At 43.2% G+C, this 22,798-nt stretch carries 15 protein-coding genes and 1 tRNA gene; 7 read left to right on the forward strand and 9 right to left on the reverse strand.

Features of this window, described 5'->3' with window-relative positions; translation table 11 throughout:
• Window positions 1-24: 24 nt before the first annotated feature.
• The 4 genes from ACH0AB_RS02250 to recJ form a co-directional block, all read right to left on the reverse strand.
• On the reverse strand, window positions 25-2,262 hold the full coding sequence (locus ACH0AB_RS02250) for an NADP-dependent isocitrate dehydrogenase (RefSeq protein WP_406876991.1): 2,238 nt from the start codon (window positions 2,260-2,262) through the stop codon (window positions 25-27).
• 382 nt (window positions 2,263-2,644) lie between these two features.
• Window positions 2,645-3,697: a TerD family protein gene (locus ACH0AB_RS02255; protein ID WP_406876992.1), complete on the reverse strand. Its 1,053-nt coding sequence runs from the start codon at window positions 3,695-3,697 to the stop codon at window positions 2,645-2,647.
• A 52-nt stretch (window positions 3,698-3,749) separates the two neighbouring features.
• Window positions 3,750-4,835, reverse strand: a complete 1,086-nt coding sequence (locus ACH0AB_RS02260) for a helix-turn-helix transcriptional regulator (protein ID WP_188874982.1) — start codon at window positions 4,833-4,835, stop codon at window positions 3,750-3,752.
• Between the two features lie 291 nt (window positions 4,836-5,126).
• A complete protein-coding gene (gene recJ, locus ACH0AB_RS02265; RefSeq protein WP_406876994.1) occupies window positions 5,127-6,905 on the reverse strand; it encodes a single-stranded-DNA-specific exonuclease RecJ in 1,779 nt (592 codons plus the stop codon).
• A 340-nt stretch (window positions 6,906-7,245) separates the two neighbouring features.
• Here recJ and ACH0AB_RS02270 point away from each other — a divergent pair, with 340 nt between their 5' ends.
• From ACH0AB_RS02270 to ACH0AB_RS02300, 7 genes are all read left to right on the forward strand, one after another.
• Entirely contained in the window at window positions 7,246-7,734 is a 489-nt protein-coding gene (locus tag ACH0AB_RS02270) for a hypothetical protein (RefSeq protein WP_406876995.1), read from the forward strand.
• Between the two features lie 161 nt (window positions 7,735-7,895).
• Window positions 7,896-9,833 carry a TonB-dependent receptor domain-containing protein gene (locus tag ACH0AB_RS02275; protein ID WP_406876996.1) on the forward strand — a complete coding sequence of 646 codons (1,938 nt, stop codon included), beginning with the start codon at window positions 7,896-7,898 and terminating at the stop codon, window positions 9,831-9,833.
• A 284-nt stretch (window positions 9,834-10,117) separates the two neighbouring features.
• The gene (locus ACH0AB_RS02280; protein WP_406876997.1) at window positions 10,118-11,374 is read left to right on the forward strand and encodes a two-component system sensor histidine kinase NtrB; all 1,257 of its coding nucleotides are present in this window, start codon (window positions 10,118-10,120) and stop codon (window positions 11,372-11,374) included.
• A 128-nt stretch (window positions 11,375-11,502) separates the two neighbouring features.
• The gene (locus tag ACH0AB_RS02285; protein ID WP_406876998.1) at window positions 11,503-13,296 is read left to right on the forward strand and encodes a sigma 54-interacting transcriptional regulator; all 1,794 of its coding nucleotides are present in this window, start codon (window positions 11,503-11,505) and stop codon (window positions 13,294-13,296) included.
• Entirely contained in the window at window positions 13,293-14,261 is a 969-nt protein-coding gene (locus ACH0AB_RS02290) for a serine/threonine protein kinase (RefSeq protein ID WP_406877000.1), read from the forward strand. Before ACH0AB_RS02285 ends, ACH0AB_RS02290 begins: the two co-directional genes overlap by 4 nt.
• Before the next feature lie 111 nt (window positions 14,262-14,372).
• Window positions 14,373-14,457: transfer RNA gene (locus tag ACH0AB_RS02295), tRNA-Leu, on the forward strand.
• A gap of 253 nt (window positions 14,458-14,710) precedes the next feature.
• Window positions 14,711-15,862, forward strand: coding sequence for an AAA family ATPase (locus ACH0AB_RS02300; RefSeq protein ID WP_406877001.1), 1,152 nt, complete (start codon window positions 14,711-14,713; stop codon window positions 15,860-15,862).
• A 140-nt stretch (window positions 15,863-16,002) separates the two neighbouring features.
• Here ACH0AB_RS02300 and clpA read toward each other — a convergent pair whose 3' ends face one another.
• The 5 genes from clpA to hemE form a co-directional block, all read right to left on the reverse strand.
• On the reverse strand, window positions 16,003-18,462 hold the full coding sequence (gene clpA / locus ACH0AB_RS02305) for an ATP-dependent Clp protease ATP-binding subunit ClpA (RefSeq protein WP_406877002.1): 2,460 nt from the start codon (window positions 18,460-18,462) through the stop codon (window positions 16,003-16,005).
• Window positions 18,463-18,858: 396 nt separating this feature from the next.
• Window positions 18,859-19,344: an ATP-dependent Clp protease adaptor ClpS gene (locus tag ACH0AB_RS02310; RefSeq protein ID WP_406877003.1), complete on the reverse strand. Its 486-nt coding sequence runs from the start codon at window positions 19,342-19,344 to the stop codon at window positions 18,859-18,861.
• 42 nt (window positions 19,345-19,386) lie between these two features.
• A complete protein-coding gene (locus ACH0AB_RS02315) occupies window positions 19,387-20,247 on the reverse strand; it encodes a hypothetical protein (protein ID WP_406877004.1) in 861 nt (286 codons plus the stop codon).
• 302 nt (window positions 20,248-20,549) lie between these two features.
• Entirely contained in the window at window positions 20,550-21,617 is a 1,068-nt protein-coding gene (gene argC / locus ACH0AB_RS02320; RefSeq protein ID WP_406877005.1) for an N-acetyl-gamma-glutamyl-phosphate reductase, read from the reverse strand.
• A 21-nt stretch (window positions 21,618-21,638) separates the two neighbouring features.
• Window positions 21,639-22,748, reverse strand: a complete 1,110-nt coding sequence (gene hemE, locus ACH0AB_RS02325) for a uroporphyrinogen decarboxylase (RefSeq protein WP_406877006.1) — start codon at window positions 22,746-22,748, stop codon at window positions 21,639-21,641.
• Window positions 22,749-22,798 lie beyond the last annotated feature (50 nt).

The raw sequence follows: 22,798 nt of genomic DNA on the forward strand, positions 1-22,798 counted from the left end.
TTCGGCTTTTTTTATACTATTGAATTAGGCATCAAACGAAGCCAATGCTTGGTTAAATGTCGCACTTGGGCGCATCACTTGGCTTAGTTTTTGTTGGTCTGGTTGATAGTAACCACCAATATCCGCGCCTTGACCTTGAACATCATTTAATTCAGCAATGATTTTGTCTTCATTTTCTGACAATGCTTGAGCAAGCGGCGCAAACTTGGTTTTAAGCTCGCTATCTTCCTCTTGGTTTGCCAATTCTTCTGCCCAGTATTTGGCTAGATAATAATGGCTGCCACGGTTGTCGAGCTCACCGGTACGGCGTGATGGTGATTTGTCGTTATCCAACAATTTACCCGTTGCCAAGTCTAGGGTTTTTGCCAGTAATTTTATCCGTGGGTTATTTTCTTTAATGCCTAAGTCTTCTAAAGATACCGCAAGCGCCAGCATCTCGCCGAGTGAATCCCAGCGCAGGTGGTTTTCTTCAACCAACTGCTCGACATGTTTTGGGGCTGAGCCGCCTGCCCCTGTCTCATAAAGACCACCGCCTTCCATCAATGGGACGATTGATAGCATTTTGGCTGACGTGCCTAATTCTAGAATTGGGAACAAGTCAGTTAAGTAGTCACGTAAGATGTTACCTGTGACTGAGATGGTGTCCAAACCACGCGCCACACGCTCAAGGGTATAACGCATCGCACGAACTTGAGACATAATTTGGATATCTAGACCTTCGGTATCATGCTCTTGTAAGTATTTTTTTACTTTCTTGATGAGCTCATTTTCATGTGGGCGGTATGGGTCAAGCCAGAAGATAGCTGGCATGCCTGAGTTACGTGCACGCGTCACTGCCAGTTTTACCCAGTCACGAATTGGCGCATCTTTGACTTGACACATACGCCAAATATCGCCTTCTTCAACATTTTGCGACATCAATACTTCGCCGGTCTCAATGTCCGTGATATTGGCAACGCCTGCCTCTGGGATTTCAAAAGTTTTGTCGTGAGAGCCGTATTCTTCCGCTTTTTGTGCCATCAAACCTACGTTTGGTACGGTACCCATGGTCGCTGGGTCAAAGTTGCCATGCCATTTACAGAAGTTGATGACTTCTTGGTAAATACGGGCAAAGGTCGATTCTGGCATCACTGCTTTACAGTCGTAAGGCTTGCCATCGGCTGCCCACATTTTACCACCATTACGAATCATCGCTGGCATTGAGGCGTCTACGATGACGTCATTTGGCGAATAGAAGTTATCGATTCCCTTTGCTGAGTCCACCATCGCCAATGCGGGGCGATGTTCTTGACAGGCATGCAAGTCACGGACGATTTCCTCACGGATAGTAGTCGGTAGGGTTTCGATTTTTTCGTATAGTCCTGCCATACCGTTGTTAACATTAATACCTAGTTCGTCAAAGGTTTTGTTCCATTTTTCGAATGCGTCTTTGTAGTACACTCTCACGCAGTGACCAAATACGATAGGATGTGACACCTTCATCATCGTGGCTTTGACGTGTAGAGAGAACAGGATTTTACCTTCGCGGCAATCTTCTAGCTCTTTTTCATAAAACTCGATTAAGGCTTTTTTGCTCATAAACATTGAGTCAATCACTTCACCGTCTTGTAGGGCAACTTCGGGTTTTAGCACCACAGCTTTGCCACTATGGGTGATGAGCTCCATTTTGACTTTACGCGCTTTATCAAGGGTCATTGATTTTTCGCCATGGTAAAAGTCACCTTCTTCCATGTGAGAGACGTGGGTTTTTGACCATTGTTTCCATTCACCCATTGAATGCGGGTGCTTTTTGGCATAGTTTTTTACGGCAGCTGGGGCACGGCGATCGGAATTACCTTCACGTAATACGGGATTTACCGCAGAACCTAAACATTTACCATAACGGGCTTTGAGGGCTTTTTCTTCGTCTGTGGTTGGGTTTTCTGGGTAATTGGGAATGTTGTAGCCTTTGGCTTGTAACTCTTCAATACATTCTTGTAGCTGAGCCACTGAGGCACTGATATTAGGCAATTTGATGATATTGGTGTCTGGGTCTTGGGTCAACCGACCAAGCTCAGCAAGATTGTCGGTCACTTGTTGTTCTGGGGTCAGGTAGTCGGAGAATTCTGCCAATACACGCGCGGCAACGGAAATATCGGTTTTGGTGATTTCAACGCCAGCAGGTTTGGTAAATGTTTCAATAATAGGAAGTAGTGAATAAGTCGCCAGTAGCGGTGCTTCGTCAGTTAAGGTATAGATAATATTTGACTTTCCACTAGCCATAGAGAACCTCTTTTATATGAATGTTAATTGAGATACTAGATGATGCATCTAGCAGCGTGAGAAATTTCACAGTAAGCATTACTAATTATGGGATAAAATGTGATTGACCATTTTAAACGCAAAGTATACGGTTACCGCATAATGAGTCAATAATGTATCTAGGAATACCTATATTTAGGAGAAAAATAATGCAGATGCGATGTATCCCTATCGATTAAGACAATCCCTTTTTTTGTCATAGTGTACCACAGTATCACAGTGACGAATACATCCAATCACTGACAGATGCGATGGCAACATCCTCAAATGTATAAAATTTTGGCTTTAAAATTGCTTCGTTATTTTACCCATGATAAACAATAAGCTTACGCTTCATGCCCAATCATCTGGCCGTACGTACCAATTTTTCACTTACTTCTTTTTCCATTAGCGCCATCTTGTTATTATCTAAAGGTTGATGCTCAGTGTTGTAGCGCCAACTATCGGCAGAACGGGTCAGACTGGCAAACCATAATGCCTTCGTATTACTTGGCAGTTTGGTAAAAGCCAACTCACTAATCACATTACCTTCATCATCACTTAGCTGACAAGACGCTTCTTTCGCTTTGCTAAGCGCATAGCCGTGATAAGATGACACAATCATAACCACATGAAATACTTGGGGCGGAAGCTTACTTAAAAAAAGCACCATACTTTCTTGATTGAGGTTGGCATCATTGACCTTGGTGCTTTGATTGTTGTCAGCGTCTTCTTTGCGGTCATCGATAGCGCTAAATGGCTTTTTGCCCAATAATTCATCGCCTTGATGACGCACTGATTGCGCTTTATCACGGACATTTTTGAACCAAACAGTTTCGATTACCTCGCCATATCGGTTACAAAGCAAGCAGGATAAGTCTATATCCATGGCTTGCGTGCGTTTTTTAAATTTATTATAAAGCCCAGATTTTGGCATCTGCGTTTTCTGCCATTGCACGGTAAAATACCACTGCTTGAGTGCCACATCCATATGCTCAACGGCTATACCTGAAGCTGTTTTATCATCTTCAAGCTGATCGTCTTGGGTGATTGCTAGCTGATGACTTTTTTGCAAAATCTTGTCATCAGTCATGGGGTTGATTTTTGGCACTTTGTGTAGCGAATGGTGCAGCGGTGAGGTGCTTGCCAATACCGCCTCATTGGGGTTTTTATCGGTCAAATTGGGTGAGTTGACAGGCGCTATTATTTCAACCGCTGGGTCAGCAAACTGCGCCGAAATAATCTGGTAGGTCTCTGTGGTAGTGCTGGGTGTCAGATTGTCAGGCGATTTGGCAGATGTGATAGGTGAATCATCCGTCAAATCACTGTATAAAATCGTGGTTTTTAGCTTGCTAGGCTGCTGTGTGTTGGTGTCGGTAGCAGTGGCCTCAAGGGTGTTATTATTAGCATGTTTCATAAGATTCTCGAAAAATTGGAAAAAGTAGTTAGCTTGTTTGGGCGTTTGTTAGTTATTCGTTTATTGTTTGGATGGTGGGTTGTTGATTAGGCGCTTGTTGGTTTGGAGTTTGGGTTTCAAAGACGGCGATTGATAAAATCTCAGGCTCGATTTTTCGCAGTCCTTTACCAAAACCACGTAGCCACCATACTAGCTGAGAGGTCATGTTTACTGTGGCTGTGATATGCAATCCTTCGTCATCTTCCCAGCTTTGCTGGTCGGTTGATAAGGGGCTTTCAAGTAAACTTGCCCCCGATAACGGATGAAACAATAAACGCACTTGCTGTATGGGCGGCTCGTGGTTGTTTTTTTCGCTTTCAGGCATGAGTTTTTGGAACAACGGATAATTAAACCCCATCGCGCCTGTATTGATGTAATTGTCTAAATTAAAATCTTTCGGGGTTTGCGCGTCGCTTGCGCTCACTTCCGCACTCTCAAAACGGTGCAAAGCAAATTGGCGCACATCGTCAGAGGCTCTGTCGGTTCGCGAGGCAATCAAGTAAATCACCACACCACGCTGCACAATGGCTAGCGGATTTAAGGTGTATTTTTGCGCTTCCTCTCGCCCGCGCGCTTTATAACAGGCGATGAGTTTTTTATTTTGAAACAATGCGTCATAGACAGCGTCTTTGGCGGCTGGATTGACCGATGGCGGGATGAGCGGTTGATTGGCGGACAGGATACGCACTCTATCAAGCCAAGTATTTGCCACTTTGCTTTCTTTGAGTTGCCGATTCGCTAGGTCAAACCAAGGAATCAATTCATCCAAAATAGCCGGGGGTAATAGCTGGGTCAAATTATGGCGCATCATACTAAACGCCACTGCTTGCGACAAATTCATGTGCGGCAAGCTTTGCATCGGTGCATCTTCACGCCAGCGCCAACCTTGTGGATTGGTGTTGTTTTTTTCAATCGGAAAACGCGTTGCCAAAGCGTTTAAATCTCGCTGAATGGTTCGCAAACTGATATCAAAACCCATCAAATCAAGCTGTTCTTTGATATGGGTGGTACCGAGCCAACGTTTGCGATCCAGCTGTGAGAGGATTTGCCATTGCCGAGCCGTCGTTGCGGTTGCATTGTTGGCAAGCGATTTACTCATGGCAATTCTCCATACGCAGGTAAAAGACAGATAGTTAAAAAACAGCCAGTTAAAAGATATCTAGTTAAAAGACAAACGGTTAAATAATAAATAATAGCCAGCTAAGCGCCAAAGCTTTATTCAAACTTTAAAAATTAACGCCAACAATTAACACCTTGATACCTGCATAATTTATCAAAATTTAGCGCAATATAGGTGATAAATTATATTAACATGTCATTTTATGTCGTTTATCATCTTTATTGGGTGTTATGGTTATCAGATTGTGTATGAATCAGCAAAAACGCTTGTCTAGAGGAGTACACCCTTTTTTACCCTTAGCTGCAATTTAGTTTGTCCATTAAATAAATTTTTCTCAAGCTCATAGAGTAAATGCACTTTTGACACACTGCGATTGATAGCAGACAAAGCTATCGCGTCAAAGTCAACATTAAACCAAATCGCTTCGATAGTAAAAGGCACATCGGGATACGACAACCATAATTTTAAATGACGCTCTTTTAACACCCGATAATCTTGCACCACAAACACCCCATCAAATATCGGTGCCACAAACCCATGTCCCCAAATAGCCAACGTCTGCAAGCTATCTACAAAATCGACCGTGAATTCAAGGGGTGTCAATTCACCATCGCTATATAACGTCTCTGCAAATACCTCATCAGCCACCGCTGCAATTACCTCATCAAACGCTTTACAAAACGGCTCAAAGTTTTTTCGTTTGATTGTCAGACCTGCCGCCATCGCATGCCCGCCAAAGTGGCTAATAAGTTCGGGGTAGGTTTGCGCGACTGATTCAATGGCATCACGGATATGAATGCCTTCAATAGAGCGTGCGGAACCTTTGATAGCATCGTCATCTTCAATCAATGCTGTATCAGCAGGGGCAAACACGATAGCGGGCACATGGTAGCTTTCTTTTAATCTGCCTGCGACGATACCAATCACCCCTTGGTGCCACTCATCTTGATACAAAATAATACTGCGTTTGCGGTGCGTTACTTGATTTACAGCATTTTGCTCAGATGGATTCTCAAGCGTCCTTAATACACTATCGGCTTGTTGTCGCATGCCCTGCTCGACTTGGCGGCGCTCTTGATTGAGTTTATCGAGCTGATGCGCAAGCCGCTGAGCCTCCCCCCAATCATCGGTGAGCAAGCAGTCAATGCCTATGCGCATACTATCCATACGACCTGCGGCGTTGATGCGTGGTCCCAAAATAAAACCAAAATCTTGAGCCGTGATGTCGGCTACCTGCCGACTCGCCTGCTCCAACAACGCCAAAATACCCACACAGCAACGACCTTGCTTGATGGCTTGGATACCTTGGTGCACCAAAATACGATTATTTTGGTCTAATACGCCCACATCCGCCACCGTGCCGAGTGCCACCAAATCAATATAGCGACTCACTTGGGTGGTGGATTTGTTGGCTTGGCGTCTGACTTTGGCAAGATTGCCTAGCACATAAAATGCCACCCCAACCCCTACCAATGATTTACTAGCAAAATCACAGCCCAGCTGATTGGGATTGACCACGGCATCGGCGTTTGGTGTCGCCTGCGTCGTCAGGTGATGATCGGTAATAATCACCGTTAGCCCTTTGGCTTTGGCAAGTTCGACCCCAGCATGGCTGGAGATACCATTATCAACCGTGACAATCACATCAGGATCATAGGTTTCAATACCTAGTGCAACAATTTCTGGCGTCAGTCCATAACCGTACTTAAAACGATCGGGCACCAAAAACTCAACCTGCGCGCCCATCTCACGTAACACCCTTACCATCAATGCCGTGCTAGTCGCGCCATCGCAGTCAAAATCACCCACAATCAGTATTTTTTGCTGCGTATCAATCGCCTTGTCAAGCAGCGCCACTGCCTTGGTAATGCCTGTAAGCGAATTTGCAGGTAACATCTTATTGAAGGCGGTGTCTAAATTTGCCGCATCTCGCACACCCCGCCCAGCCAAAATGCGTGCTAATGTCATCGATGTCTGCGCCAACGGCTGTAAATCACGGGGAATCTCGTCAATCTTGGTGGCAATAAAACGGGGAGTCACAGTCAACATAAACTTATCATGGTTGTCAAAAAAGTATAGAGAACAAACTAGCATAATGATAGTGAATAGGCAAAATTACAACAGCGAAACGGTGAAAAACCTCCCATCAGCTTTCATAGATATTTGTGAATTTTGCATATCGTAATAATGCCACTACAAACCATTAGCATTTTTTTGCAAAAAGATGCTTATTGATACCTTTACACTCAGTTATAATCAAACCAAAGAGTCATCACTTATCATTAATCTAATAGCATCACCAACCATTAATGAATAATCATCTCTTGTTACAAACGTTTGCAATACTACCTTTACTATTGATAATTGAAATTTTTTAGAAGGAAAAATTATGTCAGCAGAAAATTCGACCAAAACCATCGACCCAAAACTTGACTTAGAAAAAATCAAACGCGAATGCGAGGCGATGATTAAAAGTAAAGCCAAAATGTCTGCCGTAGCAGCGGTTGTCCCTGTGCCGCTACTAGACGTTGCGGTTGACGCAGGTCTGTTATCAAAATTGCTACCTGAAATCTCCGCTAAATTTGGTTTAATTGAATCAGCCCAAGCAGCCGTAGATTTGAACAACGGCACGCAAATCAACCAACTAAAAGATAAAGCGGTGGATTTTGCAGGGCTAGTGGTGACGCGCAGTATCGCCAAAAAAACTTTCCAAGGTTTTGGTAGCCGTATTATCGCCAAGCAAGTCACCAAATTTGTACCATTTGGCGGTCAATTAGTAGCAGGTACCATCGGTTATTTGATGTTTAAAAAAATTGCTGAAAATCACATCAATGAATGCTACCAAAAAGCTAAAAAATTACAGCAACAAGCCAGCTAATTGTTGATACCAAGCCTTGTACCAAAACCCCTTTAGTTGCTAAAGGGGTTTTTTATTGAAAAATTCTCAAGCTTTAATGAGCAATGACCAAGCGAAAGTAATAGCTTATGTAACGATATTTTTCTACAATGTGTCTTTAAACTATTTTTTTGGGTCAAGTTATGCGTTATACCTATCAGACATCACTACGTTTTATCAAAAGGCCATTTTTTAATATCCATCCAATCACGCAAAGCGTCTTGGTGATTATTGGCATGTCCATGACTGGTGTTAGCGCTCATGCAGCGACTAGCGAAGCTGCTATTGGCGAAGCTGAAACGACTTTGCCGAGCCTTACTTTTACCACCACGGCAACCAAAACGCCGACGCTTGTCAAGAATACCATCGCCCAAACCACTGTGATTGATGAAGAACAATTGCAACGTTATCGCGGTCAAAGCGTGATAGATGTACTTCGTGGACAAGGTGGCATATATGTTACTCAAAATGGTGGGGATGGTGCGAGCAGTGGTGTCAGATTGCGTGGTTACTCCAATAGTCAAGTCTTAGTATTAATCGATGGGATTCGTTACAGCTCTGCAACCGCAGGTGGAGCAGCATTATCGCTGTTACCAGTCGACCAAATCGATAGAATAGAAATAGTTTATGGTGCTTCTGGCTCAAGTCTTTATGGCTCAGATGCGATGGGCGGCGTGATTCAAGTCTTTACTAAAGGTCAAAACGCCCAACAGTCTAATGTCGCATTGACTGTTGGCGGCGGCACAGAAAACAGCTATAAAGGGCAAATTACAGGACAACTGGTTAATTCTGCAACGACTTTAAGCCTTTCTACGGGTTATGAAAAGACCAATGGCATTGACGCGACGAAACCTTACGCTCAGTTCGGCATACATCATGCTGACAAAGACGGTTTTGAGTCCAAAAACGCAAGTTTGGTCGCCAAGCATAAAGTCAATGACAATGTTGAAATTGGAGCAACAGGATTATTTGCAAAATCCACTACAGATATTGATAGTGGTTCAGAAGTGCCAAACGCGTATGCTGACCAAAAAAACGCGGCTGTCTCAGCTTTTGCCGATTATCAACAAGATAAACTGTCTGCAAATATTAAATATGGTCAAAGTTATGATAAATCTACCACGTATGATGGTGCAGATTGGCAAACAGGTCGCCTAGACGATGTAATCAATACGACTCAGAAACAAGTAACCATACAGCTTGGCTATCAGTTGCCACTCGGTAAGCTTATCGGTGGTTATGAGAATTTAAAACAAGAAGTTGATAGCTCTAATGATTATGACGTGACTCACCGCACTATCAACAGTGAGTTTTTGGGATATCAGCTCGCTCAAGATAAATATGATGTGCAATTAAATGTGCGTCACGATGATAACTCACAATTTGATAGCAAGACCACCTACAATGTGGGCGGTGCGTATCGTCTTAGCCCCAACACTCGCATTGGTGCATCATACGCAACCAATTTTCGTGCCCCCACATTCAACGATTTGTATTGGCCAGGCTCAGAAAATCCCAACTTAAAACCTGAAACCAGCAAAAATGCAGAAATCTTTATTGAAAACAGCAATCATCATCAACACACACGCGTAACAGCCTACCAATCTAAATTTACCGATAAATTAGCTTGGGTAACCACCGACCCACTTACTTATGCAGGTCAAATGCAAAATATAGATAAAGCGGATATTAACGGTATTTCGTTAACCAGTGACTGGCAGTTAAATAATACTTTATTTGGTCTAGGTTATGATTATCTAGATACTGAAGATAAAAAAACGGGCAAAGAATTAATTTATCAACCCAAAAACAAAGGTATTGTTTACCTAGGCTATCAACAGCCAAAATATGACATTCGAACGGAGCTACAATACGTCGGAGAGCGTTATCGTGATGCCAACAATTCACAAACTCTAGACAGCTACACCTTGTTGAACCTGACTGGGAATTATTATGTCAGTCCCAACCTAACCATTAGCAGTCGTCTTAATAATCTCACAGATAAAGATTATGAGACCGTTTATGGCTACCGCCAAAAAGGCATTAATTCATTCGTCTCACTAACCTACCAATGGTTCTAAATTTTTATAGCTACAGTACATCAAAGGGCATAGATTTTATGCCCTTTTTTTATACTTCTTTTTTAGCAATTAGGCTTTAACTTTTGCACTATTTTGGTTCAAAATATATCATACTACGATTAGCACGTTGCTATAAATGAGTGATTTTTTAATATCAAATGACTGATTTGCTGCCCATCACTCTAATTATTTATCTGTTATGACAATAATCCAAAAATTATCCAATAGTTTATTGGCATTTAAATTGCACTTTAACCATTGCTCAAATTTGTGGTAGTTATCCAATGAACCATCCTACTTTTTTACATAATCCTGAATCCAACCAGACCCTGTTTGATGACATGTTCAATAACCTACTATCGGGGTTAATTGTCGCTGACAGCAACTATGAGTGCGTCTATATCAATGCGACGGCTGAGCAGATTTTGTCAGTCAGTCAGCCCCATTTACTTCATAAAAATGTTATCGATATTTTAACCCCCGCAAACTATGAAAAATTACTAACGCAAGCACCAGAGCAATCATCCACAGATGGTGACCTGCTAACCTATAAAAAAACCAAAGCACAGGTCAAAGTGGCGCTACAAAACCAATTTGAACATACCAAAAAAATGTACCAAGCCTTTATCCATCATGATTGCACCATTTTGGGGCTAAGTACCCAAGGGATTGGTGCACCATTATTGGTCGATTATGGGGTTTCCCCATTAGAAACCGAGGCGGGGTTTTTTTATTTAATTGAAATTTGGGCAAAAGATCGCGAAAGTCGCATTCAACAAGAACAATATCAAAATCACCAACATTTGATAACCCGTCAAATGATTCGCAGTATGGCACACGAAGTCAAAAACCCTTTAGCCGGTATCCTTGGGGCAAGTCAACTGCTTGAGAAGAATTTTAATCAAATCATGAAATCTGATGGGATTGTGCGCTATATTAATGACACCAAGGCGCAAAAGGTCGCCAATTATCTCAGTATCATCATGGATGAGACCAGACGACTCAATAACTTGGTGACCCAATTGCTGGGCGCGCCAAATTTGCCCAACTGGCAATTAATCAATGTACATGAGCCCCTGCAGCATGTACTAACATTGGCAGAGATACAAAACCCCAATATTAGTCTAGTCAGAGACTTTGATTTATCGTTGCCAGAAATCACCGCTGATAAAGACCAGCTCGTACAAGTATTTATGAATATCGTCAATAATGCGATACAAGCGCTCAATGAAAACGACATTGTGTCGCCTAGCATCACGGTAAAGACCCGTATTCAGCACCAACAAACCATTGGCGATATACGACATAAAAGCGTCTTGCGCGTCGATTTTATTGATAATGGCTTGGGCATTGATAGTGAGTTGTTACCGCAAATTTTTTATCCTTTGGTTACAGGACGCGCCAATGGTACGGGGTTGGGACTGGCACTTGCTCATGACATTATTCAGCGCCATCAAGGGCAAATCAGTGTAACCTCTCAGCCAGGTGAAACCCTATTTACGATTTTTTTACCTTGGCAAATTCGACAAATAACCAAATGACCAAATGACCAATTGATAATTTAACCCTGATACACCACAGCATCATGACTGATCGGCTATGAATTTTTCAATCAATTTTTCAATCAATAATGTTTAAACCAATACAGTTTCCCATATAGGGTTTTTATATGACTTATCCCAATAATAAAACGCCAACCAACGAGCCTACTGTTTGGGTCATCGATGACGACCAAGCGCTACGCATGATTTTGGAAGATACGCTGACAGATAGTGGATTTCAAGTGCAAACCTTTGGCAATGCGCAATCGGCGTGGCGGCTGCTACAAGATAGTGGTCAAGACAGCCAGGCGAAGAGTGACAATAGTGCCTCCTTGCCAAGCGTCATCGTCACCGATATTCGAATGCCGATGATGAACGGCTTGGACTTTAGCAGTAAAATCAAACAAGCCTTTGCACAAATTCCTGTCATCATCATGACCGCGCATGCCGATGTGCAGTCTGCGGTGGATAGCTATCAATCAGGCGCGTTTGATTACTTACCCAAGCCGTTTGAGTTGGATGATGCCATTGCCATGGTGAAAAAAGCTTGCCTGCAAAGCCAGTCAAACCAAACACAAAAGCGCAGTAAGTCTGAGAACTACAACGACTCTCTGATTCGTGATGCACAGCAGCCGCCAGCGCAAAAAGTAGAAGTCGCGCCAGAAAAAGCCACCACCAATCCATCAGGCATCATCGGGCAATCGATTGCCATGCAAAAAGTCTTTCGTGCGATTGGTCGCTTGTCGCATATGCCGATGACAGTCCTCATCACCGGCGAATCGGGTACGGGTAAAGAGCTGATTGCCAGTGCCTTACACGAACATTCGCCACGCAAATCCAAACCATTTATCGCGCTCAATATGGCGGCGATTCCGCATGATTTGATTGAAGCTGAACTATTTGGTCATGAAAAAGGCGCGTTTACGGGTGCGACTACCACGCGCCAAGGGCGTTTTGAGCAGGCGCATGGTGGCACTTTGTTTTTGGATGAAATCGGCGATATGCCTTTACCAACGCAGACACGTTTGCTGCGCGTCTTGGCAAATGGTGAGTTTTATCGTGTCGGTGGGCTCAAACCCATTAAAGTCGATGTACGTATCATCGCAGCGACCCATCAAAACTTAGAAACCCTGGTGCAGCAAGGCAAGTTTCGTGAAGATTTGTTTTATCGGCTCAATGTCATTCGACTGGCGCTACCTTCCCTACGTGAGCGCCGCGAAGACATTCCGCTGTTAATCGATTTTTTTATGCAAAATATTGCCAAAAGCATGCATACCTCGACCAAAACCATCACCCCCTCTGCCATGCATATTTTGCAAAGCTATCCTTGGCAAGGCAACGTGCGTCAACTTGAAAATACCTGCCGCTGGCTCAGTGTGATGACAACAGGGCAAACCATTCAGCCCAGTGATTTGCCACCCGAGATTTTACAAGCGTTTGAATCGCAAGATAGCACGCCTGTAACTACACGTGAGCCCAAAATACATAAGACACATAAGACACATAACTATCAGCCCGACACTCAGTTTGAGACACCTGCGAGCGAACATCCGTCATCTTTACCAGCTGCGAGTAACAGTCCCAGTCCCAGTGCTAGTTCTAATTTGAGTGCCCATTCGAGTGAGCTGCCAACGCCTTTGCCCGCTACCACGGTCATACCGATCTTACCTGCATCACAAACTGGTGCAACCGCAGATTGGATCACCCCGCTGCAAGTTTGGGCACAACAAGCACTCGCTGAAGGACAGTATGACATATTGCAAACCGCTTATCCGATGTTTGAGAAATGTTTGCTCGAAGTGGCACTTGCCCATACTGCTCAGCATAAAGGACAAGCGGCTGACCTACTCGGTTGGGGGCGCAATACCGTGACCCGAAAATACCAGCAGTTGATTGAAGGCAGACCCGTTAAGCTTTCATGATTGAGACAAAGTCAACTCACCCAGCACTGGTTATCATAAAAAATGGCTGTCAGTCGGTCGTTACTGACTTACAGCCACTATCACCTTCAAATCCACTCAACCATACCGAGCTTTGGTACGGGGTATGGCATTCGGCTCACTCCCCGCCTACAGCCGTGGTGGTTAAACAATTACTACCTCACTTTAGCACAACCCATCTTGCCCATTTTGAGCAAGAAATTAACGCCCTTCATCATTGCCAGAGCCTAGCGATTGACGGCACCCATCATACAAGCGGCATCCCCACGCTGTATGCTTCAAACCTTCTCCCTGATACCCTCATCTTTGACCAACAGCAGCCGCAGCAATCTGTTGGTCCTTGTCTGGTTATGTCCTATCATTCAGGGGAGACGTTAAAATCCTTGCTGTATGCGAATGCTAAATTGCCACTACTCAGTCTTCCGCAAAAAATGACCATTTTTTTACATAGTTGCCAAGTGGTCAACCGTTTACATCAATTTGGGCTGATGCATTTGGATCTCAAACCCGCCAACTTTATTGTAAAACCCAATCTTGAGGTGGTGTTAATTGACTTTGGTCTGAGTGATTTTGATGTTAGCAATGCTATGGGAAAAAATGACTCACTCAACTGCAAAACTTACACCGCTGGTACACCCGCCTATATGAGTCCTGAGCAATTCACAGGACAGACTGTTGACAAGTTTAGCGACTACTATAGTTTGGGGGTGGTATGGTACGAATTATTGATGGGATGTCTGCCTTTTATGGCAAATGATTATCCTGGTTGGGCAATTTCGCATTGCCAACAGCCCGTGCCTTTTTTATGCCCAAATCATCAGCTATCAGAATTTGCTTGCCAAGCTTGCCAGCCTTTTATCGACAAGCTGCTGGCAAAACGCGTGGAAAACCGTATTAATGACTTGGCAAATATTATCAATGCGCTAAAAATTTTACTTAACCAATAAAAAAATGCAATTTTTTTAAAAAACCTCTTGCCAAAGCGAAAATTTTCTATATAATAGCCAACCACAAAGACACTGATACAAATATTGAGTCAACACTTTGAGGCAACTCATGGGGCTGTGGCGAAATTGGTAGACGCACTGGATTTAGGTTCCAGCGCCGCGAGGTGTAAGAGTTCGAGTCTCTTCAGCCCCACCACTCAAATCGGTATTAGTTAAATTAACCTGCCTCTCGCAGGTTTTTTTATGCCCAAAATTCCTGTCTATCTTATCTCACCATTGCTTACTGTTAGCCCGTATGTTGCTCACTGTATTGCTAAAAATTTTTTAACTGATTGCCAACTAGCTACTTTTTAGCTTGCATCTAGTATTAACTGCCCCATCTCTATAGTTAGCTTGTTTATTGCTAACTATGTTAATTTTTCTACTGCCTTTTATAAGCCTATATTCCTATGAAAATTTTACAATCGCCCTATTATCAATCGCGAAAGCTGCTCAGCGCCTCGTCTGAGCCGCCCTATACTGTTCAACTTATTGAAGACAACCTCCAATACGCTAGCAAATATAACCCTTTTGAGTCGCTACTCGATGATATTTTCCCTGGGGTACATGTTGGCAACCATGACATGGTGATTCGCAAAGAGCAGCTTAAAGATTTTGAGCGTTGCACCGATTTTACCACCGTCGCCTATTCGCATAAAAATAATACATTGTATGAGCGTGAAGCTTGTTATTTTCATCCCAAATATGAAGTGTTCATGCTCACCAATGAAGATTTGTCCAATGACTATGACGAATATATCTTTGAATCAGGTCTGCTAAAAGTCGTCAGTATTTACTATATTTCGACCAATCCGCATTCGGCGGCGAGTGTCAAAAACGTGTTTGATGAATACTTACAAAAGTATGTGTCGCAAGAGGCTAAAGTATCGATTTTACTCAAAGAAGTCCATGGTTTTGTGTTTAAAACCCACCGTATCAAGCCATTTCCCATCAATTTAGATACCATGTATCACGAGGATTTTCTGCCTGTGCATCAGCATATCAAAGAATCGCTCAATCACGATGGTAAAGGCGTGGTACTGTTGCATGGCGTGGCCGGTTCAGGTAAAACCAACTATATCAAATGGCTAACCAGCCAAGTGCCTAATAAAAAATTCATCTTTGTACCCACTACCATGATTGGGTATTTGACCAACCCTGAATTTATGTCACTATTGGTGGATAACAAAAACTCGGTATTAGTGCTTGAAGACTGTGAAAACTACATTGCCGAGCGTAGCATTGATAACGCTAATACCGATGTGGTATCGGCGATTTTGAACATTGCTGATGGTATGCTGTCGGATGTGTTGGAGTGCCAGTTTATTTGTACCTTTAACTCCGATATCTCGAAAATTGACCCCGCGCTGCTGCGTAAAGGTCGATTGATAGCCGAGTATAAATTCAAAGAACTGTCCGTCGAAAAATCCAACATGTTTTTGGCATCCATTGATAAAGCTATCACCGTCAATAAACCGCACTCATTGGCAGAATTAACCAACATGGATCATCTGTCCTATCGAGAGAAACAAGCAGAAAAACCCAAATTTGGTTTTGTGTAATTATTAAGTCTAATTATTAATTATAATCATTAGCGATAGTCATTAAGTATAATCATTAAACATAATCAGCAGGCATAAAAAAAAGGAGCGCAATTGGCTCCTTTTTTTATACTAGACATTACTAATTACTAAACCTAGACCTAGACATTATCGATTTGCTTTTCATCAATGGGCACAAGCTCAATCGCTGTTTTATCTGCATTCATACGAATCGAAACCGTACCGCCATTGACCAAATCACCAAATAATATTTGCTCTGCCAATGGTTTTTTGATTTCATCTTGAATCAAGCGGTTCATTGGGCGTGCACCCATGAGACGATCGTAACCTTTTTCTGCCAGATAATTTCTGACCTCATCATCAATTTCAAGCACCACTTTTTTGTCATCGAGCTGGGCTTGCAGCTCAACCAAGAATTTATCAACCACGGATACAATGACATTTTGATCCAATGGGTTAAATTGAATGATGGCATCCAAACGATTGCGAAACTCTGGGGTAAACATCCGTTTCATCGCCTCACTATTGTCGCGGCTATGGTCTTGTTTGGTAAAGCCCATGCTGTTGCGGCTGATGCTATCAGCGCCGACATTGGTGGTCATAATCAATATTACTTGCTTAAAGCTTGAGGTGCGACCGTTATTGTCGGTAAGCGAGCCATGATCCATCACTTGGAGCAGCAAGTTAAATACGTCAGGATGGGCTTTTTCAATCTCATCCAGCAATAGCACACAATGCGGAAATTGATTGATTTTTTCGGTCAATAAACCACCCTGATCAAAGCCCACATAGCCTGGCGGCGCCCCAATCAAGCGGGACGCTGTATGTGCTTCCATATACTCAGACATATCAAAACGAACCAGCTCAATGCCTAATAAATTCGCTAACTGACGACTGACTTCAGTTTTACCGACACCCGTAGGACCGGCAAACATAAACGAAGCAATCGGTTTATCATCGGGTTTTAAGCCTGCACGTGACAACTTAATGGCATCTGCCAAGTTTTTGATGGCTTCATCTTGACCAAACACCAGATGTTTTAGGTTGCTTTCAAGATTTTGTAGCACCGATTTGTCATCCGTTGAGACGGATTTTGGCGGGATACGCGCAATTTTTGAAATAATATATTCAATTTGCGGGACATCAATCACCACCTCACCATCTTGTTGTGCCGCATCAATCACCTTATTATCGGCTTCGCTTAACATAGCTTCAGGTTCGACAACACCATCCGCTGCATGGCTAATATCTAAGTCATCGACAAGTGCGTCTTCATCTACCACAGGCTGATTTGATAGCTTGTCATTTGCTACAGTATCAGTGGATTGATTACTGTCCACACCAGATTCAACCTGATTTTCAGCTTGTTTTTGCAGGCGAACAAATGCACCCGCTTCATCAATCACATCAATGGCTTTGTCAGGTAAAAAGCGTTCGTGAATGTGTTTTACCGCTAGATTCACGGCACTTTGTAGTGCCTGGTCGGTATAGCTTACGTTATGGAATTTCTCATATTGTTTTTTCAGACCGCGTAGAATATCAATCGTTTCATCAATGGATGGCTCGTTGACATCAACTTTTTGGAAACGACGACTTAAGGCATGGTCTTTTTCAAACACTTGGCGGTATTCGGTAAAGGTGGTTGAGCCGATACAACGCAGCTCACCTGATGCCAACGCAGGTTTGATTAAATTTGACACATCCATATTGCTGCTCATCGATGAGCCGGCGCCAATAATCATATGGATTTCATCAATAAATAAAATCGCATTGGGCTTGGCTTTTAAGGCATCTAATAGCGCTTTCATCCGTTTTTCAAAATCGCCGCGGTATTTTGTACCGGCAATCAGCGCACCAATATCTAGACTATACACCACACAGCCTGATAATGGTTTTGGTGCTTTGTCATTGACAATCAGCCATGCCAAGCCCTCCGCAATCGACGTTTTACCCACCCCTGGGTCACCCACCAGTAGGGGATTGTTTTTGCGGCGACGGCATAAAATCTGCGCGGTACGCTCGATTTCTGCTTGGCGGCCAATTAACGGATCGGTGCCGCCCGCAGCGGCTTTTTGATTGAGATTAATGGTAAATTCAGTCAATGGGTCTTTATTGGCTTTTTCGCCCGTTTCTTCAGTTTCAACACTGTTCAATTTGTCGCGTACTTTTTTGTCTTGACCATGTGACAGATACTGGGTCAACTCAAGTCGGGTAACCCCTTGTTTTTTAAGCAGGTAAACCGCGTAGGTATCATGCTCTGAGAACATAGACACCAGTAAATCTGAGCCTTCCACCAAACGGCTGCTGGCAACCGATTGCACATGAAAAATCGCCCGCTGCAAGATACGGTCAAAACTGCGCGTAGGTTGTGGCGAGTAATCTTCGTTGATATCGACTGTTGGGGTATGTTCATCAATATACTGGGTCAAATCTTTGCCAAGCTGATCCACATTGACTGCACAAGCCACCAAGGCTTCTACCGCATTTTCATTCTCTAACAGTGCTAATAGCAAATGCTCGACCGTTAAATATTCATGTGCACGTTGTTTTGCGAGTGTCACTACCAACCGCAACGTGCTTTGTAATTCTAAACTTAACATAAGATGTCCTTAATACGTGTCACCGACGGTTTTTGATTTTGCCCTACTTGAAAAACACCATGCGCTTTAATTGGTTTGATATGGTTATTGGTGTTGAGGGTTATGTGTATTGTGTATTGATGTTTTCTCAAGTTTCATTTGCCGTCACCTCAGCCCCAAATATCTTATAGATATCTGTCTAATCATGCTAAGTTCGGTTAAAAGGAAGTAAAAATGAAAGATGACAAAATGGGAAAAATCAAAATCATTAGGTTTAATATAATGACATTGCTAATAAATTCAAGTGATAAAACGTAGTTAATGGCGGATTTTAAAATGGCAAAGATTTCAATGATGAATAAAAAATAGAAAGGAGGTACCACTAAAAATAAAACGGGGTTAAATCGCAAAATACCACTAACCTTGGGGTTCGATTTGACTCAATAACGGATAGCCTGCCTGACGCGCTTCACGGTTGACCGTTTGGGCCTTGGTTTCTGCGATGTCCTTAGGATATATACCGGCAATGCCTTTGCCTTGTTGATGAATGGCAAGCATAATACTGATAGCGGAATCTAGCGTATGTTTAAAATGATTTTGTAAAACATCCACCACAAATTCCATCGGCGTATAGTCATCGTTGTACATGACCACCGCATACATCTGTGGTTTTTTCAGTTCAGGATCAGCCAATAGCACATCTTCGACGGGGTCGGTATTTGGCTCGCCTTCTATGTCGGTCAGACGGGCTGGCAATGAATTTGGTGATTGGCTAGGTAGCTGTTTAGGGGACTTTTTAGGTAGTTGTGTTGGCAACCATGCCGGCAGATGCCAATCCATATTCGTGGTGGTTGGCTGTGACACAACTAATTGACGAGAAAAATTAAGCGTTTGAAACATCATTAATTGAACATTTACCTAAGATTAGATTAAACATTGATTATACTACTTTGCAGCAGTCGTTGCGGCAGGTTTTTGCGTATTGACTGTGCTTGCCACTGGCGTGCTATCGGTCGAACTCACAGGTCGTTTATCCGCTTCAGGCGTTTCTTCAAGCGTATATGGCATGTTATCAATCGGCTGACCGAGTTGCCAATCATACACTTGCTGAGTTTTTTGGTTGCCGGCGGTTAATTCAAGTTTCACTTGTTTGGGTACAAAGTTTTTGGGCATCAAAAAACGCCCGCGAATTCTTGCAATCCCATGAATCGAGTAACTATTGGGTTGCAATGGTACTTCGACCATATTAACTTCATCCAGCAATGTCAATTTTGGTATCAGATTTTTTGGCTGATTTGACGCATCGACCATACCGACATCAAAGCGGTATTCATAGGCATTTTCTGGCAACGGTGCGATTTTTGCCCCGATGACTTGTAAACTCATACCGCCTTTTTTAGCAAGCGACGTGGTTAAGAATTGCTGACCTTGTTCAAGCTGTAAGTTGGTGACTTTTAAATCTTGAATATCGGTACGCAGTGCTGATAGGTTCGCCAAGCTGATATCACGCTCTTGCTGCGCGGTGGTTAATTGGCTTTGCAACGTATCAGATTTTAGCTTTAATGATTTGATGTTTTCTGCTGAGATTTCAAGACCTGCGGCGGTTTTTTTCGCTTCTTCAGCGGCAAAGCTTAAGCCGCGATGATAACCAATGCGTTGACCTAACACCAGTGCAATAATAGCAACTAACAACAAGCTAACCCCAAACGCAATCAACCACCCAGACACCTTGTTGGGTTGGGTAATATAATTGCGTTGTGCTTCTGGCAAAGATTGAGAAGAGTTATTATCTTCGGGCAAATCCATAGAGATACTCAAATTGAAAAACGATCAAAACATGGATAATCACAGTACTGATGATAGCTCAAAAAGGGTTGATGAATATGACATCCATTAAAGCGAACCCCATTATAAACAAAAATTATGATGAATTCAGCTAAATTTATTGACCGAAAAAATAATAAAGTTAGCCCATTTCATCATAGCGTCATATTTTTTTGGCTAAAAAAAATAAAGCAGTGCTTGCTATGACATTAATATTTCTAAACAGGCTGACCATAAATAGCTTAAGAAAACCACTTAAGCAGACAACTTATTCAAGAAATCACTTAAGGCACGACGGCAACCAATGCCAATCCTGTTTGCTCTGCAAGGCCAAACATCACATTCATATTTTGCACGGCTTGTCCTGCCGCACCTTTGACCAAATTATCTTGTACCACCAAAATCGTCGCCATCGGGCCATTTTCTAGTGTTTGCACCGCCATTCTTAAATAGTTGCTACCCCGTACACTACGGGTATCTGGGTACATTCCTTTTGGCATGACGTCTACAAAATATTCGTTTTGATAGCTGGTTTCATATAAGGATTGTAAATCTAACGCTTGACCCGCCGCCGTCAACCGAACATGAATGGTGGTAAACATACCGCGAATCATGGGTACTAAATGGGGTACAAAGCGGATATCATGCGACTGAAAGTGTTTGCTTTGACCCAATATTTGGTCAATCCCTTGGCTAATCTCTGGAGCGTGACGATGACCTGCCACGCCATAGGCACTAAAACTATCCGAGGTCTCGCTAAATAACAAATTCATTTTGGCTTGGCGACCTGCACCTGAGACGCCTGATTTGGCATCAATAATAATCCAAGGTTCAATCAATGCCTGCTGCTGGCTGTTTTGGGCATCGATTAGCGGTTTTAACCCCAAAATCGCCGTGGTGGGATAACAACCTGGGTTGCCAATGACATTGGCTTTGGCAATGGCATCACGATTGACTTCGGGTAACCCATACACAGCGTCTTTTAAAATATCGGGGCAAGCATGTTCAAGCTTATACCAAGTTTCAAAATCTTGTAGCGACTGCAAACGAAAATCTGCCGCCAAATCGATGACTTTAGTGCCATTTTCGGTTAAAAATCTGGCATGCTTCATCGCGACGCCATGTGGCGTAGCAAAGAATACCACATCACATGCTGCTAATTTTTTTTCATCCAAATCCGAAAACGTTAAATCGGTCACGCCCCGCAAACTTGGAAACATATCATCAACGCGTCTGCCCGCTTCTGAGCGCGATGTCAGCATCGTCACTTGTGCCTGTGGATGACGACTCAATAGTCGAATTAGCTCTACGCCAGTGTAGCCTGTGCCACCGACAATACCTACTTTGATCATGGTCGTCTCCTGATGTTGGTATTAAAGTTTATATTCATGCACCGCATCAATAAAAGCTTTGGCATGGTCAGGATTAACCCATTGGTTAATACCGTGACCTAAGTTTGCTATATAGCCTGTTTTATCACCGAGGCTGTAGGCGTCCTGTAGCATCAAATGCGTCTGCTGGCGAATATGCTCAGGCGATGCAAATAATGTCGCGGGGTCAAGATTACCTTGCAGCGCGATGCCTGTATGCAGCTTTTTGTGCAATTTGGTCAATTCTTTTTGTTGTTCAAAGACGATGCTGCGGGCTCTATCTAGTGGCATCGTCCAATCAAGTCCTAGCGCATCCGCGCCACTGTGGCATTGGGTATCTAACCACAAGCCGCCACCTTTGGTAAATAGTACCACAGGTACCTCTGGGTATGTTGCTTTGATCGCCGCGACAATTTTAGTATTGTAATGGTGCGAGAATTCAACAAATTGTCGATGCGCCAATGCCCCGCCCCAACTATCAAAAATTTGTACCAACTGCGCCCCCGCTGCTATTTGCGCTAGCAAATAATCAATCACAGTGTCGGTGATTTTAGCGAGCAGCGCATGCAAGGTGTCAGGTTCGCCATACAACATGGCTTTGGCATAGCGGTATTCTTTAGAACTACCACCTTCAATCATATAGGTCGCTAGCGTCCACGGACTACCCGAGAAGCCAAATAATGGCGCACGACCTGCCAGCGCATGACGAATACTGGTCACCGCTTTCATCACATAGTCGAGTGCATCTGCCATCGCGACGATTGGCAAAGCTTCAACCTCTGCCATGCTTCTGACAGTTTTGTGAAATTTTGGGCCTTCCCCTGCTTCAAAATACAGACCCAAACCGAGCGCATCAGGAATGGTTAAAATATCACTAAACAAAATCGCCGCATCCAACTCAAAACGGCGAAATGGCTGAATGGTGACTTCCGTCGCCAAATCAGTATTTTTGCAAAGCGATAGAAAGTCACCGGCTTGGGCACGGGTTTTTTTATACTCAGGCAAATACCGACCGGCTTGTCGCATCATCCACACAGGCGTCACATCCACAGGTTCAAAACGCATGGCTCTTAAAATGCGGTCATTTTTTAACATCGGAAAGTTATGGGTCATGTCATTGCCTTCAAAAATAATCTTGGATAAAAGTACTATTGGGTAAAAAT

Origin of the sequence: Moraxella sp. 179-F 1C4 NHS (assembly GCF_045370505.1) — a bacterium.
In the GTDB taxonomy this organism is placed as follows: domain Bacteria; phylum Pseudomonadota; class Gammaproteobacteria; order Pseudomonadales; family Moraxellaceae; genus Faucicola; species Faucicola tetraodonis.

Bases quoted from the DNA above. Each gene is read 5' to 3' on its own strand.
- ACH0AB_RS02250 (WP_406876991.1), bottom strand. From the start codon at position 2,262: ATGGCTAGTGGAAAGTCAAATATTATCTATACCTTAACTGACGAAGCA.
- ACH0AB_RS02255 (WP_406876992.1), bottom strand. From the start codon at position 3,697: ATGAAACATGCTAATAATAACACCCTTGAGGCCACTGCTACCGACACC.
- ACH0AB_RS02260 (WP_188874982.1), bottom strand. From the start codon at position 4,835: ATGAGTAAATCGCTTGCCAACAATGCAACCGCAACGACGGCTCGGCAA.
- recJ (WP_406876994.1), bottom strand. From the start codon at position 6,905: ATGTTGACTGTGACTCCCCGTTTTATTGCCACCAAGATTGACGAGATT.
- ACH0AB_RS02270 (WP_406876995.1), top strand. From the start codon at position 7,246: ATGTCAGCAGAAAATTCGACCAAAACCATCGACCCAAAACTTGACTTA.
- ACH0AB_RS02275 (WP_406876996.1), top strand. From the start codon at position 7,896: ATGCGTTATACCTATCAGACATCACTACGTTTTATCAAAAGGCCATTT.
- ACH0AB_RS02280 (WP_406876997.1), top strand. From the start codon at position 10,118: ATGAACCATCCTACTTTTTTACATAATCCTGAATCCAACCAGACCCTG.
- ACH0AB_RS02285 (WP_406876998.1), top strand. From the start codon at position 11,503: ATGACTTATCCCAATAATAAAACGCCAACCAACGAGCCTACTGTTTGG.
- ACH0AB_RS02290 (WP_406877000.1), top strand. From the start codon at position 13,293: ATGATTGAGACAAAGTCAACTCACCCAGCACTGGTTATCATAAAAAAT.
- ACH0AB_RS02300 (WP_406877001.1), top strand. From the start codon at position 14,711: ATGAAAATTTTACAATCGCCCTATTATCAATCGCGAAAGCTGCTCAGC.
- clpA (WP_406877002.1), bottom strand. From the start codon at position 18,462: ATGTTAAGTTTAGAATTACAAAGCACGTTGCGGTTGGTAGTGACACTC.
- ACH0AB_RS02310 (WP_406877003.1), bottom strand. From the start codon at position 19,344: ATGATGTTTCAAACGCTTAATTTTTCTCGTCAATTAGTTGTGTCACAG.
- ACH0AB_RS02315 (WP_406877004.1), bottom strand. From the start codon at position 20,247: ATGGATTTGCCCGAAGATAATAACTCTTCTCAATCTTTGCCAGAAGCA.
- argC (WP_406877005.1), bottom strand. From the start codon at position 21,617: ATGATCAAAGTAGGTATTGTCGGTGGCACAGGCTACACTGGCGTAGAG.
- hemE (WP_406877006.1), bottom strand. From the start codon at position 22,748: ATGACCCATAACTTTCCGATGTTAAAAAATGACCGCATTTTAAGAGCC.